This is a genomic window from Microbacterium sp. MMO-20 (genome assembly GCF_037147735.1).
Classification (GTDB): Bacteria; Actinomycetota; Actinomycetes; order Actinomycetales; family Microbacteriaceae; genus Microbacterium.
In genome coordinates this window covers 162844-177925 of the sequence record NZ_JBBCUU010000004.1, presented here as the reverse complement: position 1 = coordinate 177925, position 15082 = coordinate 162844, and the positions used below count along the sequence as shown (strand labels likewise).

The window sequence follows — 15082 nt, the reverse complement described above, 5'->3', positions numbered from 1 at the left end:
GGGGAGGAGGCCGCCACTTCTGTCCATGAGTCGCGTCGACGGGACGAGTTGTGGACAGGAATGGCGGGATGCCGCGACGCGAGGGCGCCGCAACTGACCACAAGTCCGACCCGGGCTCTGCGGGCGGGCGCCGCTTCGCCGCGCGCGGGCGCCGTTCAGTGCGTGATGCGACGCAGGTGGAACTCCTCGTCGCCGAGGAAGAACCGCTCACCGGCATCCAGCTGAGCGCCGGGTTCGACCTCCACCTCGTCGCCCATGAGGGTGCGCACGAGGACGCCGTTGGTCGATCCGAGGTCGGTCACGATCCAGCTCTCGCCGCGCTGCTCGATGCGCGCGTGGGTCTTCGACACGGTGCGCGCATCGCCCGCGACGGCGAGGAGCTGTGCCGCAGGGAACGCGGGATCGGCGGCGGGCCGACGCCCCAGGATGACGACCGGCGCCGTGAGCGGCACGGGGGAGCCCGTGGCCGGGACGAGTTCCCACGTCGGCCGCACCGAGCGACGCGCGATGACGGTCTGGTCGATGTCGTCGAGGGACACACCGCCGCGCGTCGCGCGCGTGAGCTCGTCGACGCCCTCATCGTCGTCGGGGTCATCGACTCGGCGGTGCTGGGCCGATACGGCGCCCGTCGCCGAACGCGGGCGACCGGCGGCGGGCGCGCCGACGACGGCGGACACCTCGCCCGACAGCTCGAGGAAGCCGTCCGGGTCGGGATCGGCGCTCTGCCGTGGGCGCGCCGGCTGCGCGAAGATCGCGGAGTTCGGGTCGCTCATGCGCGCCGGTGGGGACGCCGGCGGTGCGGCTTCGGTCGGACGGACGGCCGGCACGCGGGTGACGGGAGCCGACGGGCGCGACGACTCGGAGCCGGCGCGACGACCGGGCACGAACGCGATCGGACTCGGATCGTCGCCGACCTCTCCCCCCTCTCCGACGAGGCCGGCAAGGCCTACCGGTGGCGCGACGAACGGGCGACCGCCTGCCGCACTCGGCGGGAACGGCGAAGGCTGGATCGCCGAGACGTCGTCGATCTCGGATGGCCACGCGGCATCCCCTTCGTCGACGTCGACGTCGTCCACCTCGTCGGCGCCATCGACACCGCCGTGGCCCGCGCCCGGCACCGGCACGGATTCGATCGCCGCCTCGCGGGCATCGGCCGGATCCGGCGCGGGCGCGGCAGGTGCGGCCGGCGGCGCCCACGCATCCGCGGCGGGCGCGGCGGGCGGGGCGAACGACGCATCGGGCTCGAGCGCACGCGAGGATGCCGGGGCGGCGTCCTGCGGCATCTCTTCCCAGGGCTGCCACACCCCTGCGGGTGCGTCCGGGGCGGGAGCCGAAGCGACATCCACGGGCGCGGGCGACGCATCAGCGCTGTGCGACTCAGCGATCGGGGCCACCGGCGCGATGTGAGCGACCGGCGGGACCGGTGCGACCGGTGCGAGCGGCGGCTCCGCCGTGGGCGGCGGGAGGGTCGGCGGCGCCACGCGCGCGCGGCGCCGCGCCCCGAGCCAGCGCGCGGGACCGAACCCGAGGATGCTCGCCCAGACGACCAACAACAGGGCGGCCAGCACCGTCATACCTCCGCCGTAGCCGAATCCGGAGTTGATGCGGTGCGCCGAGATGATGAGGAGCACGAGCACGGCGAACGCACCGAAGATCGGGATGAAGGCGAGCAGGACCAACCACGGGCTGAACCCGCCCCAGGCGAGCAGGGTCGCGAGGTTGACGAGTGGAACCCACCCCTTCCAGGCATCCTCGCCCATCTTGCGGAACATCGCCGACAGCGCGAGGGCGGTCCAGACGTACAGGGCGAGACTCACGGCGAGGGCGAGCAGACCCAGCAGGGCGCCCAGAGAATCGTCGGCGGGTGTGCTCATGCGGGGCGTGACCTCTCGGTGCGTGACCTCTCGGCGCGTGACGAGGACCTCGTGAGACCCTCGGGGACGAACGATCTCAACGATAGGGCCGCGCGCACCCGTTGCCAGCGTGTCGCGGTGAAGGCGGTGCGCTCGGCATCCACGATCCGCCAGAACTCCGTGGCGTCGTCGGCCGTCGCACCACCGTCCGAGAAGACCGCACGGTCGGCCGCGACGGCGAGTCCCGGCGCGGCATCCTGGCCGAGCGCGCCCGCGACCTCGAGCCGCGTCGCCGCCGCGGGCGCGCGGTGGCCGGCATCCGCCGCCGCATCGAGGTACTCGTCCCATCCGCCGACGATGCGTGCGGCGGGCTCGTCCGCGCCTCGTCGGGAGCGCCGGCGGATCGCCTTCGCGGCGAGGATCGCGAGGAACGGCCCGACCACGACCAGAAGCGCCCCCAGCGAGATGCCGACGATGCGCACCGACGCCCACAGCCACCCGAGGTCGACGGTGTCGGGGCGATCGGGGCTCGCCGCGGCATCCTCCTGCGCCGGCTTGGGCGGCTCGACCTCGTCGACGTTGTCGGGACGCACCTCGGTTCCGATCGTCGGGTCGGGCTGCGAGGTCACTTCGCGGCTCGGCGCCTGCCGGTGCTGGGGCGACGCGTCCACCGGGATCCACTCCCCCGCAGCACTGCGCACCTCGACCCACGCGGCCAGGTCGTCGGCACGACACGCACCGTCACCGCAGACCGCGAGGTCGGGATCGGCGGACTCCATCCGGGCGCCCACGACGATCCGCGCGGGGAAGCCGAGCTCGCGAGCGAGGAGCGCCACCGCCACGGAGAACTGCTCGTCGTCGCCGATCGCCGCCACGTAGTTGCCGGAGGCTTCCGCGCGCGGGTCCTGTTCGCGGTCGAGGAGCGCCGTGAAGAGCTGGTCGATGCGCGCGAGGGAATGCCCCGCTGCGCTCGGCACGAAGGTGTCGACGCCGGCATCCGCCATCCACTGCGCCTGCGCGTCGGTGAGCGCGTGGCTGAGGTACCCGCGCTCGCGCAGGAGGGCGACGAGGCCCTCGAGCGCCGCGCCTCCACTGCCCGACACATGCTCCTGCATCCACGTGCGCAGGCTTGCGGGGGCTTCGGGGCCGTCGCCCGCGTCGCCGGGCGACGACGCGGCGGCGAGAGCACTCGTCGCGGGTTCCGATGCGCGCAGCCGGTAGCCGTCGCCCTGCCGCCACCCGGCGGTCTGCACGGCCGCGGCGAGAGTGTCATCGACGTAGAATCCGTCGGCGAGCGCCGCGGCCCGCGCCCCGGAGAAGGTGACGGATGCCACGACACCGGCCGACGGCATCCAGATCCCGTCCAGCGCGCCGAGGACGATGTCCGCGTCCACCGGCGTGCCCGGGGCGGCGGCGCGCTCCGACGCCCTGCGCACGAAGTCGGATCCACCGCCGGTGCGGAAGACCGCCCCGTCGTAGTCGTCGAGGACGGCGAGGCGGATCCGTGCCGGCAGCTGGGCGCCCGTCGCCGAGAAGAGGACCTCGTCGTGCAGGTCGTCGCGGAACATCGATCGGTACGACGCGAGCGGGCTGACGGCGCGCGAGATCTCGATGCGCGGCCCGGTCGCCTCGCGCAGCACCGTGCGCTCGGCGGGCACCGCCGCCATCGGGATCGCGAGGGAGGCCGCGACAGCGACGGCCACCATACCCGCGCCGAGAGCGACGCGCCGCGTCCCCGATCGCGTGCCCCGCCGCAGCCGCACGCCGCTGGATGCCGCGGCGCGCCGCAGCGCGACGACGCGCGCCTCGCGGGTGCGCCATGACAGCCACAGAACGGCGGAGCCGAGCGAGCCGAGCCCGATCGCGGTCTCGACGGGCGCGCTGAGCGTGAGCGGGCCGAGCGTCAGCGGCGCGCTGACGTCGGTGCGTCCGAACAGCAGACCGAACCCCGCCATGGCGAGCACGATCGGCACCGCCACCGCTCCGACGGAAGCGCGCCGCCATGCGAGCAGGAGCGCGCAGGCCGTCCCGACGAGGAAGACGACGAGAGCCGGCACGAGCAGGTTGCGGTAGGCGCCGACGGGCAGGTCGACGGTGAGGAGGTCCTTCCAGCCGAAGACGAGACCCGCGCCCAGCTCCCCGAGACCCCGCACGAGGGATGCCGGGTCGCCGAGCCGACCCGGCACGGCCACCGGTACGCCGACGACGAGGATCGCCCCCGCGAGCAGCGCTGCGGCGGCCCAGCCGCTCCAGCGTCGCCAGCGCACGAGTGCAGCGATCCCGGCCCCGAGCACCGTCGCGACGGCGACGAGCAGGAGGAAGGACGTCGAGCGGTAGATCGGCCACGCGGCGACGGCGGCGAGGAGCACGCCGATGCCGACGTAGAGCGCGCCCGCGACGATCCGCCTCACGAGCTCGCTCCCCGTAGCAGCAGACCCGCCAGGTCGTCGAGCGTGCCGATCGTGATGACCGTGAGCGCGCCGAGCACCTGCGTGCGCGGGTGCGCGCGCTCATCGCACACGACGGCGACCGTCGCGGCGTCGGCGGGGAAGGCGAGCGCCGCCTGGCGAAGCACGCCGACGCCCACCTTGGACCCTGTGACGAGCACCGCGATCGAGAGATGCTCGTTCGCCTCGGCGGCCAGCCTGCAGACGTCGACGAACGGCATCGTGTCGGTGAGCCGGTCGACGCCGCTGAAGCCGTCGAGGACGGTGCGCGGCGCCGTCGTCGGGATGTGGCGGATCGCGCGCAGCCGACCGCGCACGACCCGCGGGATCTCCGCCCCGACGACGACGTCGAGGTCGCGGGCGTCGCGCACGGCACGCACCGCGAGCGAGGATGCTGCGCTCACGGCGAGCTCGAACTCGGCATCGGTCTCGTACTCGGCGTCGTCGAGCCCCAGGACGACCGCCATGCGGGAGCGCCGCGACTCCTCGTACTGACGCACCATGAGTCGACCGGTCTTGGCGGTCGACTTCCAGTGCACTTGACGGCGCGAATCGCCGGGGGCGTACTCGCGGATCGCGTGAAACGACATGTCGGCATCCACGAGCCGCGACGTCGGGTTGCCGTCGAGGTCGCGGATGAGTCCCGCGCTCGTGGAGGGGACGGGGACCGTGCGCGGGTGCACGTAGAGGTCGTGGACGTCGTCGAAGGCGTGCTCGCGGCGAAGGAGCCCGATCGGATCGGAGCGTACCGTCGTCGCAGGACCGATCCGCACGATGCCGCGCGGCTGCGGCGGCAGCGCGAGGACCTGCGCGCTGGAGGCCCCCGGCCGCAGGAGCGGGACACCGAACTCCACGAGTCCCGCACCCACCGGGACGTCGATGCGACCGGGCAGGGCCGGACGGCGTCCGGTGTTGCGGATCGTCACGGTCGCCTGCACGCCGGCGCCCGCCACGACGCGCTCGTGCGCGAGGGCGAGATCGACGTCGTACGTGCGCGCCTGGAACAGGAACGGCGCACTCAGAGCGAGGAGCACGAGCGCCGCGACGCCGGCGACGAGAGCCTCGACCCACCCGAACACGAGCCTCGCACCGAGTCCCACGGTCGCCGTGGCGACCGCGAGCACGCCCGCCGGCCGTACCGTGCGACGCACCCAGGTCCACGCCAGGGACAGCGCCGTGCGGGTCGCCGCCCACGCCCGCGATGCGCGCACGGCGGCACCGACGAGTCGACGACTGCGCGCGGAAGTGACCTCGGTGCGCTCCCCCGTCAGGGAGCCCGCCGAGGTGCGGGTCAGTCGCGTGTCGGACAGATCACGAGCGCCGAAGGTGCCGGTGCGTTCGGTCACGCACTCTCCCGGCGGGTGGGCGGAGTGACATCGAGGAGGACCTGGCCGATCACGGCTTCCGCGGTGACGCCGTCGAACTCGGCCTCGGGGTGGAGGATCAGTCGGTGCGCGAGCACCGCGACGGCGAGGCGCTTGACGTCGTCCGGCGTCGCGTACGTGCGGCCCTGCGCGGCCGCCGTCGCGCGCGTCGCCCGGGTGAGCGCGAGAGCTCCTCGGATGCTGACCCCGAGCCGCACCTCGTCGGCCGAGCGCGTGGCATCCACGATGCGCGCGATGTAGTCGAGTACGAGCGCATCGACGTAGACGTCGGCGGCGAGCTCGGCCATGCCGGCGAGCGCGCCGGGGGTGATGATCGGCGCGAGCTCGCCGATCGGAGCGGCGCCCCGGTCGAGGATCCGCACCGTCGCGGCATGGTCGGGATAGCCGAGGGACGTGCGCAAGAGGAACCGGTCGAGCTGCGCTTCGGGCAGGCGGTACGTGCCGGCCTGCTCGACGGGGTTCTGCGTCGCGAGGACGAGGAACGGCTTGCCGACGGATCGCGTGACGCCGTCGATCGTGACGTGCCCCTCCTCCATGACCTCCAGGAGCGCCGCCTGCGTCTTCGGGCTCGCGCGGTTGATCTCGTCGGCCAGCACGATGTTCGCGAACACCGGCCCCTCGTGGAAGGAGAACTCGCCGGTCTTCTGGTCGTACACCGTGATGCCGGTGATGTCGCCGGGGAGGAGGTCGGGGGTGAACTGGATGCGCGTCGTCGTGCCCTGCACCGACTGTGCCACGGCGCGGGCGAGCGAGGTCTTGCCTGTGCCCGGGACGTCCTCGAGCAGCACATGTCCCTCGCTCAGCATGGCGGTCAGCACGAGCTCGACGACGTGACGCTTTCCGAGCACGGCGCGCTCGACGTTGTCGGCGAGCGCCGCGAAGGTCTGCGCGAACCAGGTCGCCTGTTCGGGGGTGATCGTCACGGGGTGCCTCCGGTGGTGGGGGGAACGGGGGTGCAGCGGGCGGAGAGGGTGGCGGTGGCGGCATCGAGGTTCCAGCCGTGCGCCGACCAGTCGACGCCGACACGGATGCCCTCGACACGCACGGCCGCGTCGGGCACGAGCCACGGGTCAGCGCCCTCGGCGAGCGGGATGACCGCGTTCGTGTCGTCGTAGTAGACGATGCCCGTGGCGTCGAACGTGATCGAGGCGAGGCTCCCGGTGGACGCGCTCGAGCGCGCCAAGCGGGCGCCACCCGCGCACGACCCGAGGGACCACGTCGCCTGCACCTGGTAGGGCGCACTGCCCGCGGCGGGGGTGACGGCCGCCCACGGCGTCTGCCACCAGCCCGAGACGTGTTCGTACCGCACGCGGATGCCGGGGTCGGTGTCGAACACGGTGCTCGGAAGCCCCGAGAAGGTGGCGACGTTGTCGCGCGGCGGCTGCTCGGGAGACGTCGGGTCGGTGTCGATCGTCCAGCGCGCCTCGCCGTCGCGCACGTGCGCGGTCGGACCGACGACGAAGGTGTACCCCGTGGGGGCGCGGTCGCTCTGCACGGCGCGCACCTCTGCGCTCGTCGTCGCCCGCGCGAAGGGCTGACCGCCATACCAGGACTCGACGCACAGGTCGAAGGTGTACTTGCGGCCGTCCGGGTAGCCGCGGAACACCTGCCGATCGCCGCCGACCGTCGCGATGCACGGCTGACCCTGCGGCACGATGCCATAGCGCAGCGTCGAGCCGGTGCCGCCGGCGCCCGCCGAGCCGACAGCCGTGATGTCGGCCAGGCCGTTGCCGGCGTTGACGGCGGTGAGGGTCAGGGCGGGCGCCGTCGGTGCGCCGACACCGTTCGCATTCACGGTCATCGACCCGATGGCCGGGCCACCGAGGCCGGGCGGCACCTCGTACCGCGACAGCGGCGTGACCGTGACGGCGGTCGTGGTGTTCGCGCCGACGCGGAAGGTCGGCACGGTGACGGACGTGACACCGAGGCCCACGGGGACCGTGATGCTCTCTCCGACGGGACTGGTGATCTGCAGGGCCTTCGTGTCGGCGGCATCCACCCCGTCGAACGCCAGGGAGACCACGCCGCCGTCCGTCCCGGCCGGTACGGGCGTCGAGGAGGCCGAGGACGGCACCGCGGGCGGGTCGTACGCCCACGCGGTCGTCCGGACGGACGCGCGCGACGGACCGACGGAGTTCACCGCGACGGCTTCGTACTGCCGCTGCTCACCGTTGGGAGCGGAGATCGCCGGGCAGACGCCCTGCGCCGAACACGTCGCGACGCTCTGGCCACCCACGCGGACGTCGAAACCCGTGACCGACGGGTACGAGGTCTGCGCCGCGCCCGGATCGACACGCAGCGTCAGGCTGCCGTCGGCATAGGCCGTCTGCGCGATCGACGCGGGCGCGCGGGGGAACCCGAGGAGGTCCAGGACCACCGAGCCATCGCGGCCCGCCGCCGTCTGCCGCCCCTGCGCGTCGCGCACCGTGAAGCGCGCGCTGCAGGTCGCGCCGGGGGCGTCGCCGTCCCAGCTGGCGACGACGCGGGAGGCCGATGCGACGGCGAAGGTGACGCCCGCGCACGCGCTCGAGGCGGTGACAGAGACGAGCTGGAGCGGCGTCGAAGGGAGCGGGTTGACCTCTCCGGGCGCACCGATGACGTCGATCGTGCACGACGATCCCGACGCCTGGCTGCACTGCTGCGCCGCCTGGCCGCCCTGCGGCAGCGTGGACGGCGCCGCCCCCACGCGCAGAGTGATCCGGGCAGGCGTGACACCTGGATGGCTCGTCACCTCGACGGAGACGCTCTCGACCGTGCCCGGCGCGGCGTTGTCGTTGCCGCGCACCGTCAGCTGCGCGCCCTGCAGCGTCACGACGAAGGATGCCGGGGCGCCCGAGATGCGGTACTCGATCGCCTCGGCCTTGCCCTGCCACGTCGTCATGGAGCCGAGGTCGAAGACGTGCGTCTCGCCGGGACCCACCTCCAGGGCCGCCGGCGCGAGCGAGGGCTGCGGTGCGCGCGGCGTCACGGACACGGGGATCGACAGCACCGACCACGCCGACGTCCCGACGAGGCGCACCGGCACGAGGCACGCGTCGGACCACGGGGCGCCCTCTCCCGCCGTGTAGCGGATGCCGCTTCCCGTCGTCGCGACGCAGACGCCGCCGGCGCGTGCCCCCGAGGCGCGTACAGAGGCCGCGTCGAGCTCGAGCGTGCGGCCGCGCGGCAGCGCGACGAGGCTCGCGACGTCGGCATCCGCCTGCTGCGCCTCACCCACGGTGAGGGGCGGCGTTCCCGCGCGCAGTGACAGCGCCCCTTCGGAGGCCGCCGGCACCCGCAGGAAGGCGTAGGTCGTGACGGGTCCGCCCGGCGTCTGTCCGGTGACCGAGAAGGGGATGATGCGCGCGGCGTCACCGGGCGTCGCACGCAGCCGGTGCCCGACGACGCTCACTCCTGCGGGCGCACCCCAGAGTCCGAGCTCGAGATCGCCCGTGTCGCCGCCCGACCACAGCACCTTGCCCGCCAGCACGTCGACGCCCGTGTCGAGGTCGTCTCGGTCGGCCGCGGTCAGCACGGTATCGGAGACGACGGGATAGTCGGGCACGCGCTGCGACACCACCTTGACGACGAGGAGGCCCCGCGCGGTGCTGCCCGACGTCGACTCGACGTCGTACAGGAACGACATCGTCCCGGGCTCGGTGCCCGCGGCGATCGTGACGGTGTCGTCGGTGACGCTGCGGATGCGCTCCGAGAGCCGGGCGAACTCGGCGCTCGTCGTGCCGTCGAGCGCCGTCTCGGGGACATCGGGCCGCACCCGCGCGAGCGCGAGCGTGCCCTGTGTCGGATCGAGGTCGTTCGCGAGCGGATGCACGCGGATGACGCTGTCGGCGCCGGCCTGCACATGGACGTAGTCGGTGTAGGTGATCGGACTCGGGTTCGCCTCGCCGCTCAGGATGCCGATGCGCACCGTCCCCTCACCGGTCGCGCCGAACGCGTCGACGACGCGGTACGTGAAGGTGTCCTGGCCGCTCGACCCCGCCGTGCTGGTGTAGACGATGCCCGTGCCGTCGGGTGCGATCGTCGCGGCGCCGTGGGCCGGCTGGCTGACGATGCGATCGAGCCGCACGACGTCGCCGTCGGGATCCATGCCGAACCCGTCGAACGCGATCGTCGTCTGCAGGCCGCTCGCGACGCGGCCGGACAGGCGCGGCGGCAGCGGGTCGCGGTTCTCGTCGGCAGAGACGACGCGCACGTGGACGGTGGCGATGTCGCCGAGGGCAGGCGACCCGGTCGTGAAGGCTCGGTAGTCCACGGTGTACTGGCCGGGCTCGTCGGGCGCGAGGTAACGCAGCACGTCGCCGGATGCGAACGCGAGCGCATCCGGAGTCGAGGAGGTGATCGACTCTGCGTCGAGGCGGGGCCGGCCGCCCTCGGCGGACACGTCGTTGTCGAGGACGGGCACGTCGATCTGCTCGCCCGCGCGCACCACGACGCTGTCGTCGACCGTGATGGGAGCCGCCTCGAGCGCGGGCGGCAGGAGGTAGATCGTCGCCTCCCCGACGACGGAGGCGCCTTCGTCGGCGGTCCCGTCGCTGACGCGGTACGACACCGTCCCGAGGAGTCCCGACTCCGCCGTGGCGGTCGAGCCCGACACGCGCAGCTGGCTCTGGCCGACGGCGTCGGCGACGAGCGACGAGCCCGCCGCCGCCGAGACGACGACGTCGCTGAGGAGCAGCACGCGCCCCGTCGGGTTGGCGACCGCGGCGAGCACGTCGACGGTCGCGTCGGCTTGGGGCCGCACGAAAGCGACGACGGGAGCCGTCGCGAGTTGCGCGGGCGCATCCGGGGGCAGGAGCGTCACGCGGGCCGTGCCGGTCGTCTCGCGGCCGCCCGCCGAGACCGTCACGGCGACGCGATAGGTGCCGGGGTTCGCCGCGGCGAAGTCGAACTGCGTCGTGCCGCCGACGACGGTCGCTGTCGCGGCAGCATCATCGAGGACCCGCGCCGCGGTGAGGGTGAGCTGGCCGGCCGTGCCGGTGACGTGCGGCGCGACGTCGATCGTGAGGCGCGATCCCGCGGTGTCGACGACCGCGAACGACTGCAGGTGCGGCTGCGGATCGCCGAGCACACGCACCGAGAGGGTCTTCGTCGTGACGGCGCCGCGCGTGTCGGCGACGGTGAGGGTCACGGGAGCGGTCGCGTCGCCGCCCTCGCCGGTGTCGGCGTGTTGGAAGACCACCCGCCCTTCCGGCGTCGACGCCACCTGCGCGGTGCCCGACTCGAGGGCCGCCGACAGCAGGACGATCGGGTCGCCCTCCGGATCGACCCAGTCCCCCAGCACGGGCACCGCGACGGTGCCGCCGGCGGCGACCTCCGGCTCGGGCCAGGACTGCTGGCATCCTTCGACCCCGCACCACTGCGGGGCGGAATTCTCATCGTCTCCCATGACCCGCAGGGTCACGGTCGCGGGGGCGGAAAGCAGTCCGTCGACCGCCGTCCCGTCGCTGACGGCGTAGCGGAAAGAAGCTGTCCCCGCGGCATCCGCTGCGACGCGGATGGCGAGGCGCTGCCGGTCGTCCGTGAGGGTGAGGGTGCCGAACGCGGGGTCGAGTCCCTGGACGGACGCGGCATCGATCTGCAGCACGTCCTCATTGGGGTCGTGGTCGTTGAGGAGCACGGGCAGCGATACGAGGGCACCGGGGCGGACACCGAACGCGTCGTCCTCGGCGACCGGCGGCCGGGGGTCGATGACAGCCGGCGGCTCCTGTTCGTTCGTCTCGGGAGCGGTCTCCACGGCGTCGTCGAGATCCCAGTTCTGACTCGACGGGACGATCGCGCCGTCTGGAACGGTCCACACCCAGCCGGACCGGGTGTCGTTGAGCACGAGACCGTCACCGGCGTCCGTGAAGGTCGGACGTCGCTGCGAGGGAAGCGTCGCCCCCGCATAGTCCAGTCGCACGTCGCCGCCGGCTGAGGTCCAGAGGGTCCCGGGGCCCGCGCCCTCCGAAAGCCAGGCCGCGTACACGACGCCGCCCCGCACGACGGGGCGCGCCGGCGTGCCGCGCGAGGTCGTCCGGTCGCCGAAGACGCGCTCGGCCGCGGCATCCGTCGTCGGCACGCGCACGAGGCCGCTCTCGTCGGCGAGATAGACGGCATCGCCGTCGGCGTCGGCTCGGGAGAGGGCGACGACGCCGGAGGTGCCCGCGGACGCCCCCGTGCGGCGGACCGTCCAGTAGTCGCCGGATGCCGTGTCCACGAGCACCCAGTCGTCGCCGGCCGCCGTGAGCGCGGGCGCCGACACGTCAGCGGCGACGCTGTCGGTGCCGCGCACCTCGCCCGTGTCGATGTCCATGCGCACGACGGTGCCCGCCGCGGCGGAGTAGCTGAACAGCTCGCCCGTCGCGTTGACCGCGATCGCGTCGGAGGTATAGGCAGGACCGTCCGCGCCCTCGCTCGAGCGCGTGCCGGTGGGATCGAGCGGCGTCACCTGTCCGCTCGACAGGCGTCCTGCGGAGATCGCCCCGGCATCCGTCCGGTAGGCGACGAAGTCTCCCGACGTGTCGACCTCCTCGGTTCCGGGCGGGGCGGAGGCCGCATCGCGCAGACCCTCGGCATCGAGGTCGACCGGGACGGCGTCGTCGATCCGGACGACCTTGGCGTCGCTGTCGGTGAACATGTAGGAGGCGCCCTGCGTCTGCACGATCCGACTCGGATTGCTCACCGCACGCACCGTGTCGAGCTCGTCGATCGCCGTGTTCACGCGGGCGTAGCGTAGCCCGTCCGACTGCAGGACCCATGCGGTCGTGGTCTTCGGCGGCGTGCGCTGGGCGTCGAGGCCGGGCCACACCACGCTTGCGCCCGCGACGAGGGCGAGCACCGCACCCACCGCCGCGAGACCGATCCCTGTCTGCCGGCGCATCAGGACAGGACCGTCCACACCCACGCACCCACGCCGGCGAGGGCTGCGACGGTGAGCGCGCCCCCGACGACCCACGGCCAGACGCGACTGCCGGCCGACGGCGGGGTCGTGACGTCGGTGTCCTCCTCGCGGTGACGCACGGTCCGCTCACGCGGCACCGGTGAGCGCCTGCTCTCGTGCGCGACGTGACTGCGCGCCGGCCCGCGGGCGGTGCTGTCGGTGAAGTCGACGGGGGCGGATGCCGGCATCCACTCGGCCGCGGGCACTTCGAGCGGTGTGGGCGCGAGACCCGCGCTGCGCTGCACGTCCCGGACGGCCTCGCCGAACTCCGCGGCGCTGCGGTAGCGGCGGTCGGGATCGCGCGCCATCGCGGTCGCGAGCACCTGTTGCAGGGCATCGGGCACGTCGTCGCGCGCGATCCTCACGAACGTCGCGCGGGCGATGCGCCGACGCATGAGCTCGCGGGTGTTCTGCCCCTTCTCGCGCCGCTCGAACGGGCTGTGTCCGGCGAGCAGCGAGTACACGGTCGCACCGAGCCCCCACACTTCGCTCGCGATCGTGCCTCCGGTGTGCTCCGCGACGACTTCGGGCGCGCTCCAGGGGATCGACATCGCCAGGACCTCATCCCCCTGCGAGCGGGCGAGGGTCGACGAGATGCCGAAGTCGGCGAGCACCGCCGACCCGAACGTCGTGATGAGGATGTTGCTCGGCTTGATGTCGCGGTGGATCAGCCCGGCCCGATGCGCTGACTCGAGCGCACCGGCGAGGCGCACGGCGATCGCCATGACGTCCTCGGTGGGGATCCGCTCGATCCGATAGCGCTGCGCGAGGGAGCCCGGGCAGAACTCCATCACGATGTACGGACGACCGTCGGCGGAGATTCCCGCCTGATAGACCGTGACGATCGCGGGATGCGCGGACAGGTGCGCGAGGACATCGGCCTCGGCGTTGAACATGCGGAGGAGATCGGGGTCGCGCTCGCCGATCGGCAGCACCTTGACGGCGACCTGCCGGCGCGGCATGTCCTGCTGGTAGAGGAAAACGTCCGCGAATCCGCCGGAGCCGAGCGGGCGCACGTAATCGAGTCCCGGGAGCAGGGGCGGCGCGGAGGGCAGCCTGCGCGTCATGGCACCCCTTTGCTTCCCGTCCTCGGCCTCTTCGAAGACCCGGTAATGCTAACAAAGCCGGCGCGGCACGCGGCTCGGCAGCTCGCGCCGTCGGAGCCCGGGGCGCAGGGCGTCAGATCTCCGGCAGCTCGGGACCGCGACCGGCGTCCGCGTCGAACGGGTTCGGGTCGAACGGGGCGTCGAGGGACCGTGTCAGCTCTTCGAGCATCGCCGCGATCTGCGGCTCGACGTACTGCGAAACCGCGGCCTGGATCCGCAGGCGGTGGTGCAGCAGCACGGCGCAGACCTCGCGGCCGACCATGTTGGCGTAGTCGTCGGCGAGTCCGACCTCCTGCCGGAGCGCGGCTTTAGCCTCTTCCGTCAGCGGCGGGAGGGCCGGGATCGCGGCATCCACCTCCTCCGCCAGACCGCCGATCGTGAAGAGGAAAGGCGCTCCGGGCACCGGATCGGGGTCCATCGGCAAGCCGTCGAACTCCGGATCGAGGCCCTCGGCGGGACGGTAGCTGCGGGCGCGGTTGCGCGCGGCCTGCTGGTCGAGTTCTGCCTGCAGGAGCGGCAGATTTCGGGAAGTGTACTCGGCGACCGCGTGGTCGACGATCGTCTTGACGCGCGTCGAAAGTCCGTGCTGCACACCGTGGGGGACGTCCGCGCCGAGCCCCGCGGCCGACAGCACGGGTGATCCGATGCACCGCCGGCACGGAGCGGCGCGGCCGCGATGAGTGGCGGGCTCCCACCGGGGCAGCCAGCGCAGCCAGGCATCCACCGCCTGGCTGACCTGGGTCTCGATCGACCGCTCCACGGCATCCATTGTCGCCGGTCGGCACCCGTTTCGCCCGAATCTCACGGATTCCCGCGCGCCGCCGGGCCTCGGTTTCGCGGCGTCGTGGTGCCGCGGGGAGGCTGGCGTCGGGAGGGCCGGTCAGTCTTCGTCGCGCTCCCACGGCCAGCGCGGCCGACCGGCGCGCGTCCGCACGAGCGCGACCGCAGTCCACGCGGCGACGAGGGCGACGGATGCGAGGAGCACAGCGAACCACGACGTCGCGAACCCGCCGGCCGCCGCGATGGCACGAGTGAGATCGACGCCCGTCAGCGCGGCGCCGACGAGGACCCCGACCAGGTACGCCAGAAAGCAGCCGACGGCGACGAGCCACACGCCGCGGTACGTCGGTCGCGGGGGCCGAACGAGCGCCGCGACCCCCGCGGCGAACGCGACGACGGCCGCGGCAGTCCCGACGATGCCCGGCGCGGGGCCGAGGCCCGCCACGGGCAGCACCTCGGCATCCGTCGCGAGGCTCAGGAGCCCGAACCCGGCGACCAGCAGCGCGAAGAAGCCGACCGTCGCGAACACGACGGCCACCGGCGCACTGACGCCGCCGGCATCGTCGCCCGGTTCCTCCGGGAGGCTCATCGG

The 15082-nt window shown here is 73.4% G+C and carries 8 protein-coding genes; all 8 read right to left on the bottom strand.

Annotated elements, in window-relative coordinates; all coding sequences use genetic code 11:
- Window positions 1-155: 155 nt before the first annotated feature.
- The 8 genes from WFI52_RS07845 to WFI52_RS07810 all read right to left on the bottom strand — a co-directional run bounded on the left by WFI52_RS07845 (window position 156) and on the right by WFI52_RS07810 (window position 15079).
- Window positions 156-1874: a DUF5684 domain-containing protein gene (locus WFI52_RS07845; RefSeq protein ID WP_336626654.1), complete on the bottom strand. Its 1719-nt coding sequence runs from the start codon at window positions 1872-1874 to the stop codon at window positions 156-158.
- Window positions 1871-4264, bottom strand: a complete 2394-nt coding sequence (locus tag WFI52_RS07840) for a DUF3488 and transglutaminase-like domain-containing protein (RefSeq protein ID WP_336626653.1) — start codon at window positions 4262-4264, stop codon at window positions 1871-1873. Before WFI52_RS07840 ends, WFI52_RS07845 begins: the two co-directional genes overlap by 4 nt.
- Window positions 4261-5646, bottom strand: coding sequence for a DUF58 domain-containing protein (locus tag WFI52_RS07835; protein ID WP_336626652.1), 1386 nt, complete (start codon window positions 5644-5646; stop codon window positions 4261-4263). Before WFI52_RS07835 ends, WFI52_RS07840 begins: the two co-directional genes overlap by 4 nt.
- Window positions 5643-6608 (bottom strand): AAA family ATPase, encoded by a 966-nt coding sequence (locus WFI52_RS07830; protein WP_336626651.1) that lies wholly within the window; start codon window positions 6606-6608, stop codon window positions 5643-5645. The genes WFI52_RS07835 and WFI52_RS07830 overlap by 4 nt, the downstream gene beginning before the upstream one ends.
- Window positions 6605-12544 (bottom strand): Ig-like domain-containing protein, encoded by a 5940-nt coding sequence (locus WFI52_RS07825; protein WP_336626650.1) that lies wholly within the window; start codon window positions 12542-12544, stop codon window positions 6605-6607. The genes WFI52_RS07830 and WFI52_RS07825 overlap by 4 nt, the downstream gene beginning before the upstream one ends.
- Entirely contained in the window at window positions 12544-13671 is a 1128-nt protein-coding gene (locus WFI52_RS07820) for a serine/threonine-protein kinase (RefSeq protein WP_336626649.1), read from the bottom strand. The genes WFI52_RS07825 and WFI52_RS07820 overlap by 1 nt, the downstream gene beginning before the upstream one ends.
- A 112-nt stretch (window positions 13672-13783) precedes the next feature.
- The gene (locus WFI52_RS07815; protein ID WP_336626648.1) at window positions 13784-14470 is read right to left on the bottom strand and encodes a spermidine/putrescine ABC transporter substrate-binding protein; all 687 of its coding nucleotides are present in this window, start codon (window positions 14468-14470) and stop codon (window positions 13784-13786) included.
- Between the two features lie 120 nt (window positions 14471-14590).
- Window positions 14591-15079, bottom strand: coding sequence for a hypothetical protein (locus WFI52_RS07810; RefSeq protein WP_336626647.1), 489 nt, complete (start codon window positions 15077-15079; stop codon window positions 14591-14593).
- Window positions 15080-15082: the final 3 nt, after the last annotated feature.

Coding starts and splice junctions, on each gene's coding strand:
- WFI52_RS07825 (WP_336626650.1), bottom strand. CDS start 12,544: ATGCGCCGGCAGACAGGGATCGGTCTCGCGGCGGTGGGTGCGGTGCTC.
- WFI52_RS07820 (WP_336626649.1), bottom strand. CDS start 13,671: ATGACGCGCAGGCTGCCCTCCGCGCCGCCCCTGCTCCCGGGACTCGAT.
- WFI52_RS07810 (WP_336626647.1), bottom strand. CDS start 15,079: ATGAGCCTCCCGGAGGAACCGGGCGACGATGCCGGCGGCGTCAGTGCG.
- WFI52_RS07845 (WP_336626654.1), bottom strand. CDS start 1,874: ATGAGCACACCCGCCGACGATTCTCTGGGCGCCCTGCTGGGTCTGCTC.